The organism is Thiogranum sp., assembly GCF_058323355.1.
Genome location: NZ_JBTTIO010000061.1, coordinates 1 through 20,574, shown reverse-complemented (window position 1 = coordinate 20,574; position 20,574 = coordinate 1). Strand labels below are relative to the sequence as shown.

Genomic DNA, 20,574 nt, shown 5'->3' with positions numbered 1-20,574 from the left:
GATACGCGTTACAACGCTACACTGGCGGCCGTGGCGTGCTCTGAACAATAACGACAAGCAGGTGTATTACGATGAATATACATGGAAAACCGGGGATTCTTGCAGTTGTTGCATGGTTGCTGGCCGCGCCAGTATGGATGACCGCCCATGCCGGCAGCTGGCTGGAAGTCAGGGTGGTCGACAAACAGTCGGGCTCACCTGTGGGGCAGGTGGCTGTGTGTCTTGGCACGGCAGCCCGGCCGGACCAGTTTGGTGCCCGGCGTACGGCCGCAGACGGGGTAGTACGGTTTGAAGACCTGCCACTGAACAGCATGATGCTTACCGCATCGCAGCGTGGTTACCGGGGTAAACAGCAGAAGGTCGAACCTTTACCCGGCAACCGGGTTATTGTGCTGAGTCTGGCGCCGGGGGGTGGCGGGCCGGTCTGTCATGCCGCTGCAACCAGGGTGCAGCCACAGACGGCAAGTGAGCTTGAGATCACCGATGTCCGGGTTACTGCAGATAATGCATCAACATCCGGTGCCGGGGTTATTGTGAAAGTTACCGCGTCAGGTGAAGCAAATCAGCTGCGGATCGCAGAGTCAGCAGATTTTACCGGTGCCGGGTGGAAGGACCTGAAGCCGCAGAATCGCTATACGCTGAGCCCCGGCAAAGGTGTAAAGCAGTTATATGTTCAGGTGCGTCGTCGGGTAAACACCAAGGGGGCCAGTATCGAAGTCGTGTCGCCGGTAAAAGTGGTGCAATACCGGTACTACTAAACGGGATTCAGGCGTCCAGGTCAGGAATAAGCCGACTTTGAATGATTTCAATGGAGTCCTTGAGGCGCAGCTTGCGTTTCTTCAGGCGTTTTAGCTGGAGCTGGTCGGGGTAGTCGGACTCAACCAGATGATGAATCACATCGTCGAGATCACGGTGCTCCAGGCGTAATTCCTCCAGTTTGCCCTTGAGTGCCTGGATTTCCTCGTCGGTAAGCTGATTGTTGATGTTCACGACTCCTGTTCCACCCGCGCCAGCAAAACAACTGGCAATATACCGCGCATTGCGGACGAGTTCATCCATGTCAGTGGCCGATTGCGGAAACAGGCTGCCTGTCCGGCCGGGGATTCTGTTCAGGTGTGTCGAGGTGATTCGAGACCTACTGCCTTGAGCGTGGACGGCGGCGGCCTTCAAAACGGGTAATCGATTTAACAATCTCCTGGAAGGGGAATTGCGGGATTGAGCCAAAGGTTTCGATTCCCTGGACCGTGAGTGCCGCAATATCCGTGACGGAGTCATGCGCTGCGCCAGGTTTAAGAATGCTCTGCAGGCCGAGCAGACCGCCATTCTGTACCTTGATTTCCTTGGCGTGCGGCAGTCTGTCGCTGGTTTCTGTCAGCTTCAGGGCAAAGCGGGCGTTGTTTCTCATCAGTTGCAGTAATTGCCGGCAACGTGCATTGGCCTGCTCAGCCTTGCAGGAGATGCCTTCACGGTCTGCAAGGTAGAAGCGTGCCGAGCAGCTGCAGTGGCAGCGGCGTGTCAGGACAGCCTTTTCGAAAACACAGCGCCGCTCATTAACGGCATCGTAGGTTGAACGATACTGGTCTTCTTCAACCATTGGCCGGGATTATTTTTCCCACTCGCGCAGTATAGGGGCTTCGCGTGTCTCCATGAGTTGTTCCTCGGCTTCGAGTTCGGATTCGGCGAACATAACCTTGATCCGGGTCTTGTCATCTTCAGACAGCTCCGCGCGCAGCCCGCGAGCATGTTTTTTGGCGTCCTTGAAACTGTCGAACTGTTCCAGTTTTTCCAGTGTGCTGACCAGCCTGGTCGGGCCGGGCAGAATTTTGTATACGTAATAGGGCATGGTTCAGATTCGCATTGTGTACAGAAGTGAATGGAGTGCAGCATCCCGCCAGTTCAGGACCCGCGGTTTGGCGAGAGTATAGCAAGCTGGCGGGGATTCCTCACAAGCCCACTTGTTCAATATGGTTTCCCGTCATAATGATAAAACCTGTTTTGCGTTCCAGGCCGTCCTCACTGTAGCTGAACAGGAAGACGCGGCGCAGTGACAGGCGGCCTTTGGCCAGGCGTTCGGGCTTCAGGCTCTGCAGGATAATACTTCCGTCGAGCAGCTGCAGTTGTTGTTGCCGGCAGGCATCACGTGCGGCGCGTATGGCAATTTCCCGCACCGACAGGCTGTTCTGCCAGAACCAGAGCAGCAGGCCGAGCAGTACCAGCAGTACCAGTCCGGATGAACCGCTCAAGGTTACCAGTCGTAACCTACACCGAGCAGATAAGTGTGATCTGTGCTGCTGGTGTTGTCAGGTGGTGAACGATCCCAGTCAAGGTCGTACTCGGCTGAAGCGGTCAGGCCCGCTGCAATGGGTACCCGGATACCGGTCTGTGCGTTGATGATCAGGTTGTCGCTGCTGTCCAGTCCCTGGTTGCCGCGGTGCCGGTGGAAGAACATCAGGCGGTCGCCGAGCAGGGGTTGTTCCCAGTTAACTCCCCAGTTGAAGCCGGCATAGTTGTCGTCCCTGTCGACGATGAAGCGGGTGTCGGTGTAACTGAGGCCGGCTTCCAGTGACAGTCTCAGTTCATCGGTATCGAGGAACTGGAAACCGGAACCGGCCGACAAGGTGCTGCGAAGGTCGATGTCTCTGAAGGGGTCCTGTTCGAACCGGGTTGCAACGAACCCGTACCACCTGTCATGGAAAAAATGATCGTATTTCCCGTCCAGCCGGTATTGCTCCTTGGTCAGGCGGTCGTTTACATGCTCACGAGCCAGCAAGGCGCCAAGCGTAAAGCGGTTCCGGTTTTTCTTTTCTGCCACGATCCGGGTGTTGATGTTCAGCTTGTCGGTGTCAGTGTTCCCCGATTTTGCTTCACCGGATAGCGTGACATTGCCACGCCACTCATATCCTGCCGGCTTGCCGGAAGGAATTGCGCCAATGGCGGCAATGGCATCGAGCCCACTCACGGCAATCCGTTGTCCATCCACGGTTTCGATGTTCAGGCCGGAAGTTGCCTGATCGTGCTTCAAAACCCCGTCAACCAGGCGTCCGTCATGCAGTTGCAGGCGAAGTGGATGGTCGGTAGACAGTCCACCGATTTCACTGCGCTTGATGGTTACCTTCCCTGCATAGGGCGTGTCGATGACAACCTGGTCCATATTCTGCTCGATCAAGGTGCCGGAAAGCCGGTCGCCATTCGACAGTGTTACCTGGTCTGCCAATGGCGTTGCGGCGTACAGGCCGGTGGCGAAACACAGCAGGTTCCGGAGCAGGGCTGTCTTCATAATATCAGCTTGTCCTTGTTCTTTGACCAGGTCTGGCCCGGGGTGATAATTTCGAGCGCGGAGAGTAACACAAGCGACTTTTCCCCTCTATTTCACAAGGATAAACCCGGGATTCTGCGCCTGGCCTCATGCTACACTTGTTCACGGATAACAGAACCGGGGCAGAATAATGTCTGAAATGACAGAAGATGAGCGCGTCCAGCTGACCAGGGGTATATTGGGTATGCTGGAAGACTGGGGTATCAGTGGCAAGGATCAGCTGCTCCTGCTGGGTCTGGCTGATGCCCCTGCCCGGGAAATCAGGCAGTTGCGTGAAAATCGCCCGCTCCCGGACAGCCCCGAGGTGATGCAACGTGTGGAACACCTGATTTGTATCGCCGATGCGTTGCGCACGACCTACCCGTTCAGCAAGCGTATGGGCAAGTTGTGGATGAACAAACCCAACCGCAAGTTCCGCCAGCGCACCCCGGTGGCAACCATGGTTGAGGACGGTATCGTCGGCCTGATATCCGTGCGTTCCTACCTCGATTGCTCCTATAGCTGGGATATCACCACCAACGGTTCCTGAGGCGTCACGCGGGTCTCGCCTGTCGGTTTTGTCTTCAATGCATTCACTTGTTCTTCACTGTGGTGAGCCGCTGTGGCGGCCGACGTCTTTACAGCATTTTGTCGAGGTGCTTGAGAGAACCGGTCTGTTGGGTCCGGTGAAGGGTGAGAGTGGGATGTTGTACCCGGCCGGGGAATATGTTCTCTCCCTGGTCATGTTTCTTGGCTGTTCGCCACAAATTTCACTGACAGAAGATGATGCTTCGGATGGTCAGCCGGTGTGCCGTATTCGCCTGCACAATTACGAAAGCGTGCATTTACTGGAGTCCAGCCCTGCACCTGTATTGCGCTGCGCGGCCTGTCGTTCGCGATTACAACGCCCGCATTCGCCGACGTATGATCAGCAGCAATCCTGCGCAGCGTGTGGCGAATCGGTTGTGTTGCATCAGCTTGACTGGCGGCGGGGTGCGGCATTTGCGCGCTTCTTTATCGAGATCGAGCATGTATTCCCGCATGAAGCCGTTCCCTCTGACAGGCTGATGTCAGTACTGGAAACACAGTCGGACTGTCGTTGGGATTATTTTTATCTCGGTCGCTGATGCTTCAATCCCGGCGCAGCCTGTCTGATACGGCCATCGGCGTGGGATAGCGTAGTACGATGAAATACGATGACACAATGAAAGTCATGATCGTGGCCAGCTGAATCAGATAGGATGCCTGCATGGTGATGACGCCGGACTGTACAGCCAGCACCGCGATCAGGAGTGAAAATTCACTGATCTGGCCGAGTCGTACACCGACTTCAGTCGATGTCTTTGACGCTTCTCCCTGGCGTACCCACAGAAATTTGAATACAAACGGTTTCAACAGCAGGCTGATGAGCGCAAGGACCAGCGCGGCAGGTATTACCGTTTGCATGGCGTTGAATTCCAGTCCGGCACCGAGGCTGAAGAAAAACACCACCAGGAAGAAATCCCGCAAGGGTTTCAGGCTCTCGGCAATAAAACGCGAAATGGGCTCGGTGGCGACGGCAATGCCAGCGATAAAGGCACCAATCTCCGGGGACAACCCCAATGCCTGCGCCAATTCCGCCATCCCCAGGCACCAGCCTATTGCGAGCAGAAAGATATATTCCTGAATGGTGTCGAAACGTGCCAGCAATCGCGTCAGGACATACCGTGAAAAGACGAAGGCAAAGATCAGTACGCCGGGCAGGGCCAGTGTGATCAGCGTAGCGTGCTGCCAGCCATCCGACGAGGCGCCTGCCATGCTGTGCAGGGCCAGCATAATCAGAATGGCGATGAGATCCTGCAGCAGCAATATACTGATAATGATTTCACCGGTATGTTGATGGTGCAGCACTGTGCTGGGCAACAGTTTCAGTCCGATGATGGTGCTGGAAAACATCATTGCTGCACCGATCACCAGCGAGTCGGCCTGGTTGTAACCAAACAGCAGTGCTGTACCGCCACCCAGCAGGGCAAACAGCAGCGAACTGCCCAGCGTGACAAAAGTTGCCTTGCCGAGCTGGTGCCAGAGATCCTGGGGGTGCAGGTTCAGACCCAGCAGGAACAGCAGGAAAACAATGCCGACGTGCGACAGGTCGCGCAGCAGTTCAACGTCGTTGACCAGCCCGAGTGCGGATGGACCCATGAGCATGCCGAGCAGAATATACGCCACCAGCATGGATTGACGGGCGTACAGGGCGACCGTTGCCAGTACAGCGGCGCCGGTAAAGATCAGGAATACCGAGAAAACGATAGATTGATCCAAAACTGCTGTGCCCCATCTGGTTTGAATCCGAAGACTACCATACTTGTCCGGTGCATTTTTTGAGTCGCCGGGAGTGAAACGGTATGCTGGTTACTCACCAGGATAGCGGACCACAGGAACTTATGAGAATTCTTCAGGGTATGGCGCGTGTCGTATATACCGGCTCGCTGGTTGTCGGCGTGATGCTGTGCTCCGGGCCAGCCGGGGTACTGGCGCGTAGTATGGAAAAGCCCGTTATTGTTGCCCGGGCGGCGATGCGCTTGCTGGCACCCGTGGATTACTACACGGGTACTGTGATCAGTCGGGAACGGGCACGACTGGCGGCGGAAGTCAGTGGCAGGTTGCTGTGGGTGGCAGATGTTGGCGACAGTGTTGAACAAGGTGGTGTGGTTGCACGTATTGATGATGAGTTATTGCGCGAGGACCGCATCGAGCGTGAGGCTGATGTTGCACGCATCCAGGCCAGGCTGGAATTCCTCAAACTGGAAGCGGCGCGATTGCAGAAACTGGCGCGCAGCAACAATGCGGCACAGAGCCAGCTTGAGCAGACAGAGTCAGACAGACTGGCAGCAAGGAGTGAACTCAAGGCCGCGCAGGCGCGGGAGCGTCGCAGCGCAGCATTACTTAAACGTACACGGCTGCGTGCGCCCTTCCCCGGTATAGTGACCGAGCGCCTGCTGAGCGCAGGTGAGTGGGCCAATGAAGGGGCGGCTGTTGTGGCCATGACCGACCCCTTGCGCCTGGAGATACAGGGGTGGGTATCGGTTTCAGCACTGCCTTTTCTGACGCCGCAGATGCCGGTGAGTTTCGAATACCAGGGTGAAGTCTTCGAGGGGCGGGTGCGAACACTGGTGCCAGTCGGTGACACACGCTCCCGGCTTTACGAGTTACGTGTCACACTGCCGGAAGGCGCCTGGAAAGTTGGTGAGAGCGTCCGTATTGCTGTGCCGGCCAGTGTCCGGCGGGAAGTCCTGTCTGTACCGCGCGATGCGTTGGTTTTGCGCCGTGATGCTGTCAGTGTTTTTGTTGTCGACAAGGATTCCGTTGCACACCGGGTTGTCGTGATCCCCGGCATTGCCAGTGGTCCGTGGATTGAGGTCAGCGGCGAACTCAGGCCCGGTGACCGGGTGGTGACGCGTGGTGGTGAACGCTTGCGCGATGGCCAGAAGGTCGTTGTGCAGGGGCAGGGCGGTACGCAGTGATCCTGACCCGTTATGCACTGGGCAATCCGGTTGCTGCGCTGGTCGCTGCATTGATGGTGGTTTTGTTCGGCCTGATCAGCCTCGGGCGGCTGCCCGTTCAGCTTACCCCGGAAGTGGAACGGCCGGAGATCACCATTTCAACCAGCTGGCGTTCTGCCGCGCCGGAAGAGGTTGAATCCGAAATTCTTGAGCCGCAGGAGAAAGCGCTGCGCGGTACGCCGGGGATGACCTCCATGTTGTCACGGGCGCAGCGCGGCAGAGGCCGGGTAACGCTGAGTTTCAAAACCGGCGTTGACCTTCAGCGCGCACTGGTCGACGTACTTAACCGCCTGAACCGTGTCAGGGGTTATCCTGATGATGTTGATGAACCCCGACTGTCTACGATCGGTGCGCGTAACAGACCGATTGCCTGGTTTATTCTCAAGCCCCTGCCAGGTAATGACAGGGAAATTTCCAGCTACTTTCATTTTGTCGAGGACCTGGTGCAGACGCGTTTCGAGCGGATCCCGGGTGTGGCGAGTTCAGAGATTCGTGGCGGTCGCGGAAAAGAATTGCGTATTACCTTTGATCCGTACCGGCTGGCGGCGTTTGGTGTTGATCTCCCGACGGTGGCTGCGCGCGTCGGACGTAACGAAGATGTGTCTGCCGGTGAAGTGAATGTCGGCAAGCGGCGATACACTATCCGTTTTGCCGGTACCTACCCGGTCAGCCAGTTCGGTGAACTGGTCGTCGACTGGCGCGAAGGCCGGCCGGTGCTGTTGCGCGATGTGGCGAGGGTCGAATTACTGCCGGTGGATCGCAGCAGCCTGGTGATTATCCAGGGTGATCGTGCCATCGCTGTCAATGCCTACCGCGAGTCCGGCGTCAATGTACTCAAGGTGATGAAAGGGCTGCAGCAGGCTGCCGCCGAACTTGAAGCGCCATTGCGACAGGCCGGCTTGAGTATTCAGCAGGTCTATGACGAAACTGTCTACATTCAGAGTTCCATTGAAATGCTCAGCGGCAACCTGGCCGCCGGTGTGTTGCTGGCCATTGGTGTGCTGTGGTGGTTTTTCCGGCGTATTCGCGCCACGCTGGTGGTGGCAGTTGCCATTCCATTGTGCCTTGCGGCCGCCTTTGTATTGCTGGATGTCAGTGCCCATACACTGAATATTATATCCCTGGCCGGTCTTGCATTTGCGGTCGGCATGGTGCTCGATGCCGGTATCGTGGTGCTGGAAAACGTGGTGCGCCTGCGCGAGCAGGGCAAGTCGGCCGCTGAGGCGGCGTTACAGGGGGTGGGTCAGGTGTGGGGCGCCCTGCTGGCTTCGACAGCCACCACCGTAGCGGTGTTTCTGCCGGTGGTGTTCCTGGCCGAGGAGGCCGGGCAGCTGTTTGCAGACCTGGCTATCGCGATTTCGGCCGCCGTGGTGGCTTCGCTGCTGATTGCCGTGTCGCTGGTACCCGTTGCGGCCAGTCAGTGGCTTGGTGAGTTAAACCTTGAAGACCGGCATGCGCACTGGTGGCGAGCCACTAGCCGCTGGTTGATGGCGTTGACGGCAACCCGCAGGCGTCGTTACAGCCTGATCCTGTTGCTGGTCACTGTGCCGCCGGTGCTGAGCTGGATGCTGTTACCGGAAGCGGATTATTTGCCAAGCGGTAACCGTAACCGGGTTTCTGCCAGTATCAATGTGGCTCCCGGTGTGAATCTTGAAACAATTGAAAAGGAAATGGGGCAGGTGATTGCTGCGCGCATGGAGCCCTACCTGAGCGGTGAAAAACAGCCGCAGGTCAAACACTACTTTTTTGTCGTCTACCGCGGCGGTGCGTTTATGGGGGTGCGCGCCGTGAACCCGGAACAGGCCGGTGACCTTGTGCCGGTCCTGAACAAGCTGGTGCGGGGGTTTCCGGATACGCTGGCTTTTGCCCGGCGTGATTCGTTATTCCGGGGGTTTGGCGGCAGTGGCAGTGTCGAGATCAATCTCCAGTCACGGCACCTGGAGGCCTTGCTGGACGTGGCGCGTACGGGTTACGAGTTGATTGAGGAGACCATACCCGGTGCATCTGTTTCACCGCAGCCGGGACTGGAAATGGCCGAGCCGGAAATCCTGCTGGTACCGGACGAGCGACGCATCGCGGAGGCAGGATGGAACCGTGAAACCGTTGCGCGGGTGGCACGTGCCTTTGGTTCGGGTCTGTTCGTGGGCGAGTATTTTGATGGTGAGCAGCGGCGCAATATTGTGGTGCGCGCCGAACCCTGGTCGACGCCCGAGGCGCTGGCCAGCATGCCGGTGGTCACGCCGCAGGCCGGTGTATTGCCACTGGATGAACTGGTGTCGGTGCAGCGCACTGCCGGCCCGAACCAGATTCGTCGCCTCGACCGGCGTCGTACTGTAACTCTGGCAGTGCGGGCACCGGAGGGCATGTCACTGGAGCATCTCATGGCAGTAGTCCGCAGCAAGATCGCGCCACAGTTACAGGAACTGTTGCCCGAAGACGGGGGTATTCGCTATTCCGGTACGGCAGAAAAACTGGATCAGGCGTTGACCGCTATGGGTGGGAGTTTCCTGCTCGCCATTGCCTTGTTATACCTGCTGATGAGCGCGCTGTTCCGTTCCTTTATCGACAGCCTGCTGGTGCTGGTGGTGTTGCCACTGGCGACGGTGGGTGGCGCGATAGCCCTGCAGTTGGTGAATACAGTGACCTTCCAGCCGCTTGATCTTCTGACCATGATCGGATTCGTGATCCTGCTGGGCCTGGTGGTTAATAATGCAATCCTGCTGGTGTACCAGACACGTAACGCCGAGCGTGCCGGGTTGGCGCGCCGCGATGCCGTAATGCAGGCGGTACAATTACGCCTGAGGCCTATCCTGATGAGTACATTGACCAGTCTGTTCGGTATGTTGCCGTTGTTGCTGGTGCCGGGAGCGGGTACCGAGCTGTACCGCGGGCTTGCCGCCGTCATTGTGGGAGGGCTGGCGCTCAGTACCCTGTTCACCCTGATTCTGTTGCCGGCGCTTTTGCGCCTGGGCGGAGCCGATTCCGGTCGTGATCCGGCAAGTGCTACCATGTCGTCATGAAATTTACCGATCGCGTACAGACTGCACTGTGGAACACCGCCGAGTGGTTCAGGAGCCGGGCCTGGAAACTGGGTGCTCTTTACCACCCCGCCACTCTGAAACAAAAAGGGTTGCTGGCGGCTACCGGCCTGGTACTTGCCGCTGCCCTGGTGTTTTCCCTGATACTTGGCTGGTACTGGAGCCATGAACCGGACAGTTTTGATGTACACCAGCTGGCCCTGCAGCGTGTCGGTGGTGACGGGGCACAGTTGCCTGTGGGGGTTATCTACACGAGTACATTGATGGGGATTGGCGAGGTGCTGCTGGACAAGCCGGGCGGTTATCTTTCCAACGATGTGATGCCCCCCGGCGTGTGGCTCGACAACATGCCCAACTGGGAATACGGGGCGCTGGTGATTCTGCGTGACGGTGCTGCGGCGCTGCGTAACCATATGTCGCGCTCCCAGTCGCAGTCGGTAGAAGACCCGGCGCTGGCCGAGGCCGAACCGCGCTTCAATTTCCGCAATGACTCCTGGCTGTTCCCGCCGAGCGAAGGCGAATACCGCAAGGGTCTGGATGCACTGGAAGATTACATGCGCCGTCTGGCCGATCCGGCTGATCAGCAGGCCCAGTTCTACGCACGTGCCGATAATCTGCGCCAGTACCTGGAAATTGTGGAGAAGCGACTCGGCAGCCTGTCGCAGCGGCTCAGCGCCAGTGTCGGGCAGATTCGTATCAACACCGATCTGGCCGGTGATGTGGGGGCTACCCAGTCCACCACAGCGTCATCGAGCGTGGTGGTGAAAACACCCTGGCTGGAGCTGGACGATGTGTTCTACGAAGCGCGTGGAGCGACCTGGGCGCTGGGCCTGATTCTCAGGGCAGTTGAATACGACTTCGAAGACGTTCTGAAAAAGAAAAATGCACTGGTTTCCCTGCGCCAGATTGTGCGCGAACTGGAAGAGGCGCAGCAGCCGACACTCAGCCCGGTGATCATCAATGGTAGCGGTTTTGGTCTGTTCGCCAATTATTCACTGACCATGGCCAACTACATTGCGCGTGCCAACGCGGCAGTCATTGATCTCAGAGACTTGCTGCAGCAGGGATAAACAGCGTGACTACTCGCTGTCGCTTTTATTCAGGCCTTTCTTCATGGCGCTGATATTCAGTGGCACCACGACTTCATCGCGCGGCTCGTCGATATAGCGCGGGCGCGCGTTGGTGTCACGACCGTATTCCTTCGCCAGTTCCTGTTCGCGTGTGGTGATCAGCAGCAGGCATTCGCGTATACCCTGAATGGTGTTGTCTGACAGGGGGTGGCGCAGGCCGGGGCCAGGTGCGGTGTCACGCGCCACATCGGTAAGTGTGCGTTTCACCATGCGCAGGACACGTTCTTCGGTCGTCAGTTCGGGGTCGGTCATGGTGGTGGTCTCTATGCAGGTATTTTGAAGTGGCTATTGTGCCACAGTGAAGTGCTTTGCCACAGAAAACACCCTGGCGATACGGTTTTCCATTGTGTCAGGGTTCGAGTGCTTCCCAGCGTGCGTAGGCCTGTTCCAGTTCGGCTTCCAGTAAGGCAAGTCGTTCTTTATGCTCTGAAATTTCTGCGCCATTGTGGCGATAGAAGGCAGGGTCCGCCATTTTCTGATGCAGTCGGTCGATATCCGTTTCCAGTTGTTCGATATGCTGCGGTAACTGGTCCAGTTCACGCTGATCCTTGTAGCTGAGTCGAGCGGGCCGGGCCGGTTTTTTGCTGGGTTGCGTGGTCTGTGAGGGTTTTTCGCGCGGCGAAGGTGCTTGTGTCTGCCGCTGTCGCAGCCAGTCGCTGTAGCCGCCGACGTACTCATTGACGCGGCCTTTACCTTCGAATACCAGTGAGCTGGTGACAACACGGTCGAGGAAGGTGCGATCGTGGCTGACCAGCAACACGGTGCCGGTAAACTCAATCAGCCGTTCCTCGAGCAGGTCCAGGGTGTCGATGTCCAGGTCATTGGTGGGTTCGTCCATGACCAGCAGGTTGGCGGGCTTGCTGAACAGTTTGGCCAGCAGCAGTCGGTTGCGTTCGCCACCGGACAGTGCCGACACCGGCGTGTGGCAACGGTCCGGTGTGAACAGGAAATCCTGCAGGTAGCTGATGACGTGGCGTTGTTGCCCCTTGATTTCGATGAACTGGCGGCCGTCCGACAGATTGTCGATAACCGACTGCTGCGTATCCAGCCGGGCGCGACGCTGGTCGAAGTAGGCGATTTCCAGGTTAGTGCCAGACCGGATGTTGCCGGTGTCCGGTTTCAGTTCGCCGAGCAGCAGGCGAAGCAATGTTGTCTTGCCGACACCATTGGGTCCGATCAGGCCGATCTTGTCGCCACGCAGGATAGTGGTGCTGAAGTCCTTTATCAGGGTGCGCCCACCGATGCTGTAGCTGACATCAACGGCTTCTGCGACCAGCTTGCCGGAGGTTCCGACCTGCTGGACATGCAGTCTGGTCTTGCCGGTTGTCTGGCGGCGCTGGCGCCGTTGTTCGCGCATTTTCTCCAGCGCCCGCACCCGTCCCTCGTTGCGGGTACGGCGTGCCTTGATGCCCTGGCGGATCCAGCGTTCTTCCTCGGCAAGTTTTTTATCGAACAGGGCCTGCTGGCCGGCTTCGTTATCGAGCCATTCCTGTTTGCGGCGCAGGTAGGTGGCATAGTCGCCCGGCCAGTCGGTCAGCACGCCCCGGTCGAGGTCGATAATGCGTGTGGCCAGTGCCGACAGGAAGCTGCGATCATGGGTGATGAATAGCAGCGTACCGCGGAAGCCGAGCAGGAATTCCTCCAGCCACTCGATGGAGCTGATATCGAGATGGTTGGTCGGTTCGTCGAGCAGCAGCAGGTCGGGTTCGGCAACCAGCGCGCGCGCCAGCAATACCCGTCGCTGGACACCGCCGGAGAGCGACTGGACATCTGCGTCGGCATCGAGCGACAGGCGTGAAATGGCGGTTTCGACACGCTGCTCCAGTGACCAGCCGCCACCGGCCTCGAGTTCGTGCTGGGTTTTTTCCATTTGCGCGAGCAATTTATCGTCGGACTGGTGGGCAAGTTGGGCGCTGAGCTGGTGAAAGCGCTTTATCAGGGTGCCGAGTTTGCCAAGTCCTTCCGACACGCAGTCGAACACGCTGCCTTTGAATCCATCGGGCAGGTGTTGATCCAGCGAGGCGATTTTCAGCGCCTGCTGGATTTCGATCTCACCTTCATCGGGCGCGATACGGCCTTCCAGCAGCTTCAGCAGCGTGGACTTTCCGGAGCCGTTACGGCCAACCAGGCACACACGTTCGCCGGCATCGATGGCAAGATCGACACCGTCGAGCAGCATGGGGCCGCCAAAACCGAGGCGCAGTTTGCGTGTTCTGAGGATGGACATGGGGCGCAGAGCATAAGCGCTGCCAGCGACGCGCTCAACTGATTTACACCGCTGCCGCCAACACTGGTAAGGGGTACCGCCCTGCTGCTATGCTGCACGCGGTTCCCGATATACAGGTTGTTGATGTTTATTCAGAATTCCGGCGTATCCGGGAGCTTGCGATAACGGCGGGCCGCGACAGAATATGTCGTAATCTGTGCACACTGTCACGCCAGCCTGCCACTGAAATACAGATACTTGTCCTTCCGGATAACAGGATACAGGCCATGCAGGATCACGAGTTTTATGCAGACCCTACCGTATTTGATTACTGGCAGAGCCGTGTCGGTGACTGGTTCTGCAGCCGCTACCGCAGAATTTGTCCCTATGGCTGGACGCTGGCATTTTCCGCCATGGCAGCATTCTTTGCCCTGACAGCTATCGGTGTGTCTGGCTGGGTGCTGGTCAGCCGTATGGCCGGTGAAGGGCAGGTGGTGGCATGGAATCAGTCCATGGCCCAGGTGATTACCGTTCTGATGGCGCTGCTTGCCTGCCAGGCCATGTTGCAGCAGGCGCTACACAGCTGGCCGGCCGGCAGGGTCATGCCGCAGCGCCTGCGGCGCCTGGTTCGCCTGTGTGGCCGGGAAGTTCCCGCCAGCGCATTGCCCGTGAAGCACAGTAATCGGCGCCAGCCGCGTGTGCGGAAGGCGGCTCATCGGAAGTTGCCTTCCCAGCCCAGCCGGAAAGATGTCCTTGCTTTCTTTGCCGGGGTGCGCGCTGCCGGTGTCAATGTGACGATCGCCCGGGCCCTGTTCAGCGCCGGTGTACGCACGCCACGCCAGTTGTGTGCCGCCAGTGATGAGTGTTTACTGGCAATTCGTGGTGTTGGGCCGGCGACGGTGGGCAAGCTTCGCGCTTACTTTGAAGGCGCCTGACCGATTTCATCGGTACCTATTGTCTGGTAGCACGCCTGCGTAAACCGCGGTGTACAGATCGCATAGAACACCAGGTCGGTTTCCCCACTGTTATGGATTCGCTGTCGCGTACCGGGTGGGATGCTGACGCAGTCGCCTGGCGCCACAGACTGGCCTGTTAGCTCGCCAACCTCGACTTCCCCCGTTCCCTGCAGAATCAGGTAGCGCTCCGCCACGCCATCGAGTTTGTGCCAGTGTGTCGTCATCCCGGGCGTCACGCGTGCCCGTGCAATCGAGACCTGCGGGTCATCTTCCCGGTTGGATATTTCCAGAATATAACAGCCTTCATGGAACCAGTATTCCTGCGCCTCTTCGGACTTGATGATTACAGTCTGCACGGTTGGCCTCGCCGGGAATTTATTGCCGGATTATGCATGACGGGACCGGCAGGTTCACCCTGGAGTCTGCTTCGCAGGAGTAAGTTTTGCGTTACCATGTCCGTTACATATTTATGCCTGGAAAATCATGGCCAAGAAGGATGGTGTGATGATAGAAACAGCAACCGGCTCGATCCATGCCCTTGAACTCGGGCCCATGGAAAACTTTGTCTATCTTGTCGAGGACCGTACCAGCGGTCGCGCCGCAGTGGTTGATCCGGCCTGGGATATCCCCGAGGTGCTGGCGTTGGCAAAGCGACACGGTGTCACCATCACGGATATCCTGCTGACCCACAGCCACTATGACCATATCAACGGTATCGAGGATATACTGGCCAGTCATGATGCGCAGTTACACCTGTTGAAGCCGGAGGCAAAATTCTGGGGAGCCGGCCTGGGCAAGCCGGCCCTGCATCACGGCGGCGATCGCATTCAGCTGGGCGATACCGAAATCGAGGTGTTGCACACACCCGGCCACACACCGGGTTCGGCCTGCTACCGGGTCGGGGACAAGCTGGTGACCGGTGACACCCTGTTTGTGTTTGGTTGCGGGCGCTGTGACCTTGCCGGTGGTGACCCGGAACAGATGTTTCATACGCTCAAGGATATGAAGCAGAATCTGCCGAAGGATATTCTGATTCTTCCCGGACATAATTATGCCGAAAAACCGGTTTCCACCCTGCAGGAACAGATTGAGGGCAACCCGTTCATGCATTTCGACGATCAGGATCGTTTCGTGCATTACCGGATGGACTACCACGACAGGCATCGCCACGGCCCTTATGGCCCGGTTTGCAAGGGACATGAAATGCCTGACAGCGAGGCGTGAAAACCCTGCCGGATTTTGTTGCGCCCGGCCTTCGGGTTCTGTCAGTGGGGCTCAACCCGTCGATACCTTCGGTCGATGCAGGTTTTCCGTTTGCCAATCCACGTAACCGGTTCTGGAAGGCATTGAATGCCAGCCGGCTGCTGTCTTCCCCGCTTGAGCCTGGCCTCGATGCCATGCACCGGCTCCTGGAGCGCGAGCGTATTGGCTTTACCGATGTCGTCAAGCGTCCGACACGGGGCGCTGCTGATTTGCGGGCCGCCGATTACCGGCAAGGCGCACCACGCCTGCATGCCTTGATTGAATCACTTGAGCCAGCCTGGGTATGGTTTCACGGCAAGCTGGCCTGGCAGTACTACCTGCGTTACGCTGACACCCACGGCGGTGATGATGGCTGGGGCAGGCAAAGGATGAAAATTGCCGGCAGCCGCGTGTTCGTTACGCCCAATCCGAGCCCGGCCAATGCGGCGTTCTCACTCGATGATCTGGTCGAAAATTATAATGCGTTTGCTGACGAGATGGGTAAGATCTGACGGTGGTGACAGTCTGTCTGCACAACCTTTAATGCATGAGGGAGAGCCTGTGAAAATTCTTGCGCTGGTCGGTTTGCTGGTGTCGCTGGGGCTGACAGCCTGTCAGTCTGCGTGGACAGGGAAGACGGGATACTTCAGCCACCCGGTCAGCGTTGGTACACAACTGGAACTGGTTGAAACCTTGCCCGTGCCTGCTGGCCTGGCGCGGGTGTACCTGCAGGGTGGCGAAGTGCTTCGCTATGCTGATATCGATCAGTACCAGCCTTTCTGTTATTTCCTGATGCGCGAACCGTCACCGCTGGCGCGCGAAATCCGTGCCTCTGTGTTCCGGGTGCGTTCTATTGAGTTTCTTGAGCAGGATGTGCGACTTGCCACGCCGCTGCGGCTGGCACACGTTGGTGTTGCGGCAAGCAGCGATGATCCGGGCGTGATTGCTTTTGAAACACACATGTTGCTGGATACGACGGGTCAGTCCGCGCCTGAGCGGCTGGTCTGTTCAGGGGCATTCGCCACACCCAGCGAAGCGGCGCCGATCAGGCTGGCAGAAATGCGCCTGGCGCTGGGTCCGCGGGTGATTGTCAGGGTTCAGGGGGCGTCTGGGTCTTGAGTTTGTTCCAGCCACCCTGCTTGCCCGGTGCAATATTCTGGCGTTCGTCGTACAGGATGGTGACCAGGTCGGCGACAGCGCCGGTAAAATTCACATTCGGATTGGCTGCGCAATACCCCTCAAGCCAGTCGAGGGCGTCGGCCATGCTTTTATCGCCAAGGATGTTATAGGTTCCTGCGGCCGCGTTGTTAACTGCCGTCATGAAACCGGCGAGCCAGTGGTGGTACCAGCGTTCAGCCGCACCGCCGTGGTCGCGGGCAACCAGGTAGGCTGCACAGTTTTCCGCCCCTACACCAAATACCGCATACTGGCCATCCATGTCACGTGACCGGGCGCCAGTGGCAAACAGGCTGGCAGCGAGTGCCAGGGTGTACAGGCAGGTTGTCCATTTCATACTGGCGTCCTTTTGCGGGTTGCGTCCATCGCATCGGCATGCAGGGCTGTGAACTTGAAAGATGGCAGGCTCATCGCCGAATCCAGCGCAGCCAGCGCCACAGGTTGAGCAGACTGGCCAGTGATGCGGCCACATAGGTGAATGCGGCGGCCGTGAGTATCTGTCGCGCGGCGGCCTGGTCCTTTTCGGACAGGTAGTGTCCAGCTTCCAGCAGCGGCAGGGCGCGACGGAAGCTGGCATCCCACTCTACCGGCAGGGTCACAAGGTGCAGCAATGCGGCTGAGCCGAAGCTGGCCACTACCGCCACCAGCATGACGGCAGCGACAGACGGCGCGCGTGTCAGGCCGGCGACCACCGGGGCAAGTATGAACAGGACGTTGCCGAGTTGTTGCGCGGCCTGGGCCAGTATTGCCAGCCGGCTGCGCCAGCGCAGCGGCTGGTATCCGAGTTTGTCCTGCAGGGCATGCCCGACTTCGTGGGCCGCCACCACGATCGCAGTGAGTGATTTCCCTTCCAGCCTGTCCTTGTCGAGGCGCACGGTTTTACTGACCGGATCGTAATGGTCACCGCCGTTGGCAGGTTCAACGCCGACATCTGCCATGTGCAGTTGTTTGAGCAGGTGCCGGGCAAATTCTTCACCGTTACCTGCCAGGTCAGGGCGGGGTTGTGAATGGCGGCGAAAAACGGCCTGAACCCAGAGTTGGGGTCCAAACAGAATGATCAGCAGAAGCAGGATGGCGAGCAGGATGTGCATGCAGGGTATCTGAAATTATCCGGTGCGGGAGTATCCCATGTCGCGTGCCATGGCTAAACAACCCGTTGCTGGCGATGGAGCGCTGGCGGGGGCTGATCCTGGACTATACTTCTATTGTAAGGTCTGGCAAATGGAGGATATGACAATGGCTATGGCAAACCGGGTAGTCAATTACCTGCTTGAACAGGATGTCGATTTCGATCTGGTCGACCATCCACATTCTGCCACCAGCATGGAGTCGGCGCAGCTGGCGCACGTGCCGGGTGACCGGATCGCCAAGTCCGTGGTGCTGGAAGACGAGCGAGGCTACGTTCTGGCGGTATTACCGGCCAGTTGTCGGGTTGACCTGGGAGAGTTACACCGCCAGACCCGACGCAATCTCGGCCTGGCGACAGAATACGAACTGGGTGCATTGTTTGAAGACTGCGAGCCGGGTGCCGTGCCGCCGCTGGGGCCGGCTTATGACCTGGAGACGATTGTTGACGAAACGCTCGCCGAACAGCCGGACATCTATTTCGAGGCCGGAGACCATGAGCAACTCGTGCACGTCAGCGCCGAGGCATTTGAGGCACTGCTTGGCGAGGCGCAACACACCGATTTCAGCCGGCACATGTGATTCCGGGGCTGGCAACCGGCATCAGGTTATTGTCGGGCCGGCGGTGTTACGACCGATAGAGTGGTAACAGAATCCCTGTGCGGCGAGCGTTTCCGGATCGTAGAGATTACGGCCGTCAAAAATCACCGGTGCCTTGAGGTGTTCACGGATCAGGTCAAAATCAGGACTGCGGAACTGGCTCCATTCAGTAATAACAATCAGTGCGTCAGCATTTTCCAGTGTCTGCTCCGGCGAGTCGCATAACCTCAGGTCATCTCGCTCCCCGTAGATGCGCTGTGTTTCGTGGTGCGCCTCCGGGTCGAATGCCTGTACGCTGGCACCGTGCTCCCAGAGGGTTTCCATGAGTACACGGCTCGATGCGTCGCGCATGTCATCAGTATTCGGTTTGAAGGCAAGTCCCCACAGGGCAAAGGTTTTACCCTTTACATCACCGTCATAGTGGGCGGAGATTTTTTCGAACAGTTTTTGTTTCTGGCGGAAGTTGACCGCTTCAACCGCATGCAGCAGTTCGGCGGAATACCCATGTTCCCGGGCAGTGTGTTCCAGCGCCCTGACATCCTTGGGAAAGCAGGAGCCGCCATATCCGGCGCCGGGATAAATAAACTGGTAGCCAATACGTGGATCCGAGCCGATGCCGTTGCGCACAGCTTCGATGTCGGCGCCGAGCAGCTCGGCGATATTGGATAATTCATTCATGAAACTGATTTTTGTTGCCAGCAACGAGTTTGCTGCATATTTGGTCAGTTCTGCGGAACGGATATTCATGGAAATAATGCGTTCACGGTTTCGATTGAAGGGCGCATAGAGGGCGCGTAACAACTCTGTCGTGCGTGGGTTGTCGGTGCCGACAATAATACGGTCAGGGCGCATGAAGTCCTCAATAGCGGCACCTTCCTTGAGAAATTCCGGGTTTGATACCACGTCGAACTCCAGGTCGAGACCGCGTTGATCGAGAATTTCGCGGGTGCGTGCCCGCACCCTGTCAGCGGTCCCTACCGGTACCGTCGATTTATTGACAATAATGCGGTATTCCTTGAGGTGTTCGCCAATTGCTGCGGCCACAGCCAGCACATGCTGGAGGTCGGCGGAGCCGTCCTCGTCCGGGGGCGTTCCCACCGCAATGAACTGAAAAAGCCCGTGTTCTACACCTTCTGCCGGATCCAGCGTGAAGTTCAGGCGCCCTGCAGCCTGATTGCTTTGCAGCATTTCACTCAGACCGGGTTCGTAGATCGGGCTTTCCCCGCGCTTGAGCTTTTCGATCTTGTCGGGGTCAATGTCGACGCACAGGACATCGTTTCCGACCTGTGCGAGACATGCGCCAGTGACCAGGCCCACATAGCCGGAGCCGTAGATAGTTACCTTCATCGTAATAAAAACTCCCGAATATAGTATTATTAAAGACCTGTATTTATCGGGTCCTGTGTCTTTGCCGAGGTTTTCCTGATGCTTGTTGTTCGCCCGGTCTCGAGCGGCGGTATGTTAGCAGAAAGTGTTTATCCTGACATGTCATCCGGTTTTCCGGCAGGTAATACTTAAAGCGCCCGTTTTATTAATAAATCCCGTTCACTACGGTTGACTCTCGGCGGAGCCTGGATCAAAATACGCGGCTTGCGTTTCGGAGGGGTTCCCGAGTGGCCAAAGGGATCAGACTGTAAATCTGACGGCTCAGCCTTCGGAGGTTCGAATCCTCCCCCCTCCACCAGTAAGAATTTTACGGTGCAAGGCGAGGCCTCGCGTCGTTGGCCTGTATGCGGCATGGCTGCAAGCGGGGTCGGGTGAGACCGGCAAGCTGAATCGAGGTGAATGGAGCGCTGCGTGGAATGCGGCAGCACCGGCCCGCCGGGCATCACCGGAGCAGGGTATTGCGGGTGTAGTTCAATGGTAGAACTTCAGCCTTCCAAGCTGAATACGTGGGTTCGATTCCCATCACCCGCTCCAGGAATGATGAGGCGCTTGCGCCAGGAAGAATTTGCTCATATAGCTCAGTCGGTAGAGCACTTCCTTGGTAAGGAAGAGGTCACCGGTTCAAATCCGGTTATGAGCTCCAGATAGTGGGTTGAATAGAATTTAATCCGTTGAAGTTAAAGTAAATCGTTGAGTCACAACCTGGCGAACAGTAATAAAACGGGAGAGCCGTCCGATGTCCAAGGAAAAATTTGAACGTACGAAGCCGCATGTGAATGTGGGAACGATTGGTCACGTTGACCATGGCAAGACCACGCTGACCGCAGCGCTGACGAAAGTCGCGGCGGAGAAGCAGGGCGGCGAATTCAAGGCTTACG

The 20,574-nt window shown here is 57.8% G+C and carries 24 protein-coding genes and 3 tRNA genes; 15 read left to right on the top strand and 12 right to left on the bottom strand.

The features are described 5' to 3' along the window. Nucleotides 1-71: 71 nt before the first annotated feature. Complete coding sequence (locus ACW81B_RS09125) at nucleotides 72-758, top strand: peptidase associated/transthyretin-like domain-containing protein (protein ID WP_491579912.1); 687 nt, start codon at nucleotides 72-74, stop codon at nucleotides 756-758. Between the two features lie 7 nt (nucleotides 759-765). On the opposite strand, the gene ACW81B_RS09120 is transcribed toward ACW81B_RS09125, so the two are convergent. The 5 genes from ACW81B_RS09120 to ACW81B_RS09100 form a co-directional block, all read right to left on the bottom strand. Next, entirely contained in the window at nucleotides 766-990 is a 225-nt protein-coding gene (locus ACW81B_RS09120; RefSeq protein WP_491579911.1) for a DUF465 domain-containing protein, read from the bottom strand. 145 nt (nucleotides 991-1,135) lie between these two features. Then, the gene (locus tag ACW81B_RS09115) at nucleotides 1,136-1,594 is read right to left on the bottom strand and encodes a hypothetical protein (RefSeq protein ID WP_491579910.1); all 459 of its coding nucleotides are present in this window, start codon (nucleotides 1,592-1,594) and stop codon (nucleotides 1,136-1,138) included. Between the two features lie 9 nt (nucleotides 1,595-1,603). Beyond that, nucleotides 1,604-1,843 carry a hypothetical protein gene (locus ACW81B_RS09110; protein WP_491579909.1) on the bottom strand — a complete coding sequence of 80 codons (240 nt, stop codon included), beginning with the start codon at nucleotides 1,841-1,843 and terminating at the stop codon, nucleotides 1,604-1,606. Between the two features lie 100 nt (nucleotides 1,844-1,943). After that, complete coding sequence (locus ACW81B_RS09105; protein WP_491579908.1) at nucleotides 1,944-2,243, bottom strand: DUF3301 domain-containing protein; 300 nt, start codon at nucleotides 2,241-2,243, stop codon at nucleotides 1,944-1,946. A gap of 2 nt (nucleotides 2,244-2,245) precedes the next feature. Beyond that, nucleotides 2,246-3,277 (bottom strand): DUF481 domain-containing protein, encoded by a 1,032-nt coding sequence (locus ACW81B_RS09100; RefSeq protein ID WP_491579907.1) that lies wholly within the window; start codon nucleotides 3,275-3,277, stop codon nucleotides 2,246-2,248. A gap of 169 nt (nucleotides 3,278-3,446) precedes the next feature. Between ACW81B_RS09100 and ACW81B_RS09095 the strand changes: the two genes are divergently transcribed. Both ACW81B_RS09095 and ACW81B_RS09090 read left to right on the top strand, forming a co-directional pair. After that, complete coding sequence (locus ACW81B_RS09095; RefSeq protein ID WP_491579906.1) at nucleotides 3,447-3,845, top strand: antitoxin Xre/MbcA/ParS toxin-binding domain-containing protein; 399 nt, start codon at nucleotides 3,447-3,449, stop codon at nucleotides 3,843-3,845. 37 nt (nucleotides 3,846-3,882) lie between these two features. Further along, the gene (locus ACW81B_RS09090; protein WP_491579905.1) at nucleotides 3,883-4,422 is read left to right on the top strand and encodes a hypothetical protein; all 540 of its coding nucleotides are present in this window, start codon (nucleotides 3,883-3,885) and stop codon (nucleotides 4,420-4,422) included. A gap of 4 nt (nucleotides 4,423-4,426) precedes the next feature. Here the strand turns inward: ACW81B_RS09090 and ACW81B_RS09085 are convergent, their stop codons facing one another. Next, the gene (locus tag ACW81B_RS09085; RefSeq protein WP_491579904.1) at nucleotides 4,427-5,596 is read right to left on the bottom strand and encodes a cation:proton antiporter domain-containing protein; all 1,170 of its coding nucleotides are present in this window, start codon (nucleotides 5,594-5,596) and stop codon (nucleotides 4,427-4,429) included. An 83-nt stretch (nucleotides 5,597-5,679) separates the two neighbouring features. Here ACW81B_RS09085 and ACW81B_RS09080 point away from each other — a divergent pair, with 83 nt between their 5' ends. The 3 genes from ACW81B_RS09080 to ACW81B_RS09070 are packed head-to-tail and all read left to right on the top strand — an operon-like array spanning nucleotide 5,680 to nucleotide 10,945. Then, on the top strand, nucleotides 5,680-6,798 hold the full coding sequence (locus ACW81B_RS09080) for an efflux RND transporter periplasmic adaptor subunit (RefSeq protein WP_491579903.1): 1,119 nt from the start codon (nucleotides 5,680-5,682) through the stop codon (nucleotides 6,796-6,798). Continuing rightward, the gene (locus tag ACW81B_RS09075) at nucleotides 6,795-9,857 is read left to right on the top strand and encodes an efflux RND transporter permease subunit (RefSeq protein ID WP_491579902.1); all 3,063 of its coding nucleotides are present in this window, start codon (nucleotides 6,795-6,797) and stop codon (nucleotides 9,855-9,857) included. Before ACW81B_RS09080 ends, ACW81B_RS09075 begins: the two co-directional genes overlap by 4 nt. Then, nucleotides 9,854-10,945 (top strand): DUF2333 family protein, encoded by a 1,092-nt coding sequence (locus tag ACW81B_RS09070; protein WP_491579901.1) that lies wholly within the window; start codon nucleotides 9,854-9,856, stop codon nucleotides 10,943-10,945. The genes ACW81B_RS09075 and ACW81B_RS09070 overlap by 4 nt, the downstream gene beginning before the upstream one ends. Nucleotides 10,946-10,954: 9 nt before the next feature. Here ACW81B_RS09070 and ACW81B_RS09065 read toward each other — a convergent pair whose 3' ends face one another. After that, nucleotides 10,955-11,257 carry a segregation and condensation protein A gene (locus ACW81B_RS09065; RefSeq protein ID WP_491579900.1) on the bottom strand — a complete coding sequence of 101 codons (303 nt, stop codon included), beginning with the start codon at nucleotides 11,255-11,257 and terminating at the stop codon, nucleotides 10,955-10,957. A gap of 97 nt (nucleotides 11,258-11,354) precedes the next feature. After that, a complete protein-coding gene (locus ACW81B_RS09060) occupies nucleotides 11,355-13,232 on the bottom strand; it encodes an ATP-binding cassette domain-containing protein (RefSeq protein WP_491579899.1) in 1,878 nt (625 codons plus the stop codon). Nucleotides 13,233-13,498: 266 nt separating this feature from the next. Between ACW81B_RS09060 and ACW81B_RS09055 the strand changes: the two genes are divergently transcribed. After that, nucleotides 13,499-14,146, top strand: a complete 648-nt coding sequence (locus ACW81B_RS09055; RefSeq protein ID WP_491579898.1) for a helix-hairpin-helix domain-containing protein — start codon at nucleotides 13,499-13,501, stop codon at nucleotides 14,144-14,146. Here the strand turns inward: ACW81B_RS09055 and ACW81B_RS09050 are convergent. Beyond that, nucleotides 14,128-14,523 (bottom strand): cupin domain-containing protein, encoded by a 396-nt coding sequence (locus ACW81B_RS09050; RefSeq protein WP_491579897.1) that lies wholly within the window; start codon nucleotides 14,521-14,523, stop codon nucleotides 14,128-14,130. The two genes, ACW81B_RS09055 and ACW81B_RS09050, sit on opposite strands and share 19 nt — an antisense overlap. A 127-nt stretch (nucleotides 14,524-14,650) precedes the next feature. On the opposite strand from ACW81B_RS09050, the gene ACW81B_RS09045 reads away from it, so the two are divergent. From ACW81B_RS09045 to ACW81B_RS09035, 3 genes are read left to right on the top strand one after another with little or no spacing between them, the layout of a single operon-like run. Continuing rightward, nucleotides 14,651-15,391 (top strand): MBL fold metallo-hydrolase, encoded by a 741-nt coding sequence (locus ACW81B_RS09045; RefSeq protein ID WP_491579896.1) that lies wholly within the window; start codon nucleotides 14,651-14,653, stop codon nucleotides 15,389-15,391. Further along, on the top strand, nucleotides 15,388-15,921 hold the full coding sequence (locus tag ACW81B_RS09040) for a mismatch-specific DNA-glycosylase (RefSeq protein WP_491579895.1): 534 nt from the start codon (nucleotides 15,388-15,390) through the stop codon (nucleotides 15,919-15,921). The genes ACW81B_RS09045 and ACW81B_RS09040 overlap by 4 nt, the downstream gene beginning before the upstream one ends. Before the next feature lie 49 nt (nucleotides 15,922-15,970). After that, entirely contained in the window at nucleotides 15,971-16,528 is a 558-nt protein-coding gene (locus ACW81B_RS09035) for a hypothetical protein (RefSeq protein WP_491579894.1), read from the top strand. On the opposite strand, the gene ACW81B_RS09030 is transcribed toward ACW81B_RS09035, so the two are convergent. Both ACW81B_RS09030 and ACW81B_RS09025 read right to left on the bottom strand, forming a co-directional pair. Then, the gene (locus tag ACW81B_RS09030; protein WP_491579893.1) at nucleotides 16,500-16,922 is read right to left on the bottom strand and encodes a hypothetical protein; all 423 of its coding nucleotides are present in this window, start codon (nucleotides 16,920-16,922) and stop codon (nucleotides 16,500-16,502) included. The genes ACW81B_RS09035 and ACW81B_RS09030 overlap by 29 nt on opposite strands. Nucleotides 16,923-16,992: 70 nt before the next feature. Further along, nucleotides 16,993-17,676 (bottom strand): zinc metallopeptidase, encoded by a 684-nt coding sequence (locus ACW81B_RS09025; protein WP_491579892.1) that lies wholly within the window; start codon nucleotides 17,674-17,676, stop codon nucleotides 16,993-16,995. 145 nt (nucleotides 17,677-17,821) lie between these two features. Here ACW81B_RS09025 and ACW81B_RS09020 point away from each other — a divergent pair, with 145 nt between their 5' ends. Further along, nucleotides 17,822-18,292 carry an aminoacyl-tRNA deacylase gene (locus ACW81B_RS09020; RefSeq protein ID WP_491579891.1) on the top strand — a complete coding sequence of 157 codons (471 nt, stop codon included), beginning with the start codon at nucleotides 17,822-17,824 and terminating at the stop codon, nucleotides 18,290-18,292. 21 nt (nucleotides 18,293-18,313) lie between these two features. Here ACW81B_RS09020 and ACW81B_RS09015 read toward each other — a convergent pair whose 3' ends face one another. Continuing rightward, nucleotides 18,314-19,657, bottom strand: coding sequence for a UDP-glucose dehydrogenase family protein (locus tag ACW81B_RS09015; RefSeq protein WP_491579890.1), 1,344 nt, complete (start codon nucleotides 19,655-19,657; stop codon nucleotides 18,314-18,316). A gap of 252 nt (nucleotides 19,658-19,909) precedes the next feature. On the opposite strand from ACW81B_RS09015, the gene ACW81B_RS09010 reads away from it, so the two are divergent. The 4 genes from ACW81B_RS09010 to ACW81B_RS08995 form a co-directional block, all read left to right on the top strand. Beyond that, nucleotides 19,910-19,994: transfer RNA gene (locus ACW81B_RS09010), tRNA-Tyr, on the top strand. A 162-nt stretch (nucleotides 19,995-20,156) separates the two neighbouring features. Continuing rightward, a tRNA-Gly gene (locus ACW81B_RS09005) sits at nucleotides 20,157-20,230 on the top strand. Nucleotides 20,231-20,263: 33 nt separating this feature from the next. Beyond that, nucleotides 20,264-20,339, top strand: a tRNA-Thr gene (locus ACW81B_RS09000). Nucleotides 20,340-20,432: 93 nt separating this feature from the next. After that, nucleotides 20,433-20,574: GTP-binding protein (locus ACW81B_RS08995; protein WP_491579924.1), on the top strand; the 142-nt coding region annotated here is incomplete at its 3' end.

Bases quoted from the DNA above. Each gene is read 5' to 3' on its own strand.
- ACW81B_RS09060 (WP_491579899.1), bottom strand. From the start codon at position 13,232: ATGTCCATCCTCAGAACACGCAAACTGCGCCTCGGTTTTGGCGGCCCC.
- ACW81B_RS09025 (WP_491579892.1), bottom strand. From the start codon at position 17,676: ATGCACATCCTGCTCGCCATCCTGCTTCTGCTGATCATTCTGTTTGGA.
- ACW81B_RS09080 (WP_491579903.1), top strand. From the start codon at position 5,680: ATGCTGGTTACTCACCAGGATAGCGGACCACAGGAACTTATGAGAATT.
- ACW81B_RS09095 (WP_491579906.1), top strand. From the start codon at position 3,447: ATGTCTGAAATGACAGAAGATGAGCGCGTCCAGCTGACCAGGGGTATA.
- ACW81B_RS09065 (WP_491579900.1), bottom strand. From the start codon at position 11,257: ATGACCGACCCCGAACTGACGACCGAAGAACGTGTCCTGCGCATGGTG.
- ACW81B_RS09110 (WP_491579909.1), bottom strand. From the start codon at position 1,843: ATGCCCTATTACGTATACAAAATTCTGCCCGGCCCGACCAGGCTGGTC.
- ACW81B_RS09125 (WP_491579912.1), top strand. From the start codon at position 72: ATGAATATACATGGAAAACCGGGGATTCTTGCAGTTGTTGCATGGTTG.
- ACW81B_RS09100 (WP_491579907.1), bottom strand. From the start codon at position 3,277: ATGAAGACAGCCCTGCTCCGGAACCTGCTGTGTTTCGCCACCGGCCTG.
- ACW81B_RS09045 (WP_491579896.1), top strand. From the start codon at position 14,651: ATGGCCAAGAAGGATGGTGTGATGATAGAAACAGCAACCGGCTCGATC.
- ACW81B_RS09115 (WP_491579910.1), bottom strand. From the start codon at position 1,594: ATGGTTGAAGAAGACCAGTATCGTTCAACCTACGATGCCGTTAATGAG.
- ACW81B_RS09070 (WP_491579901.1), top strand. From the start codon at position 9,854: ATGAAATTTACCGATCGCGTACAGACTGCACTGTGGAACACCGCCGAG.
- ACW81B_RS09030 (WP_491579893.1), bottom strand. From the start codon at position 16,922: ATGAAATGGACAACCTGCCTGTACACCCTGGCACTCGCTGCCAGCCTG.
- ACW81B_RS09055 (WP_491579898.1), top strand. From the start codon at position 13,499: ATGCAGGATCACGAGTTTTATGCAGACCCTACCGTATTTGATTACTGG.
- ACW81B_RS09020 (WP_491579891.1), top strand. From the start codon at position 17,822: ATGGCTATGGCAAACCGGGTAGTCAATTACCTGCTTGAACAGGATGTC.
- ACW81B_RS09090 (WP_491579905.1), top strand. From the start codon at position 3,883: ATGCATTCACTTGTTCTTCACTGTGGTGAGCCGCTGTGGCGGCCGACG.
- ACW81B_RS09015 (WP_491579890.1), bottom strand. From the start codon at position 19,657: ATGAAGGTAACTATCTACGGCTCCGGCTATGTGGGCCTGGTCACTGGC.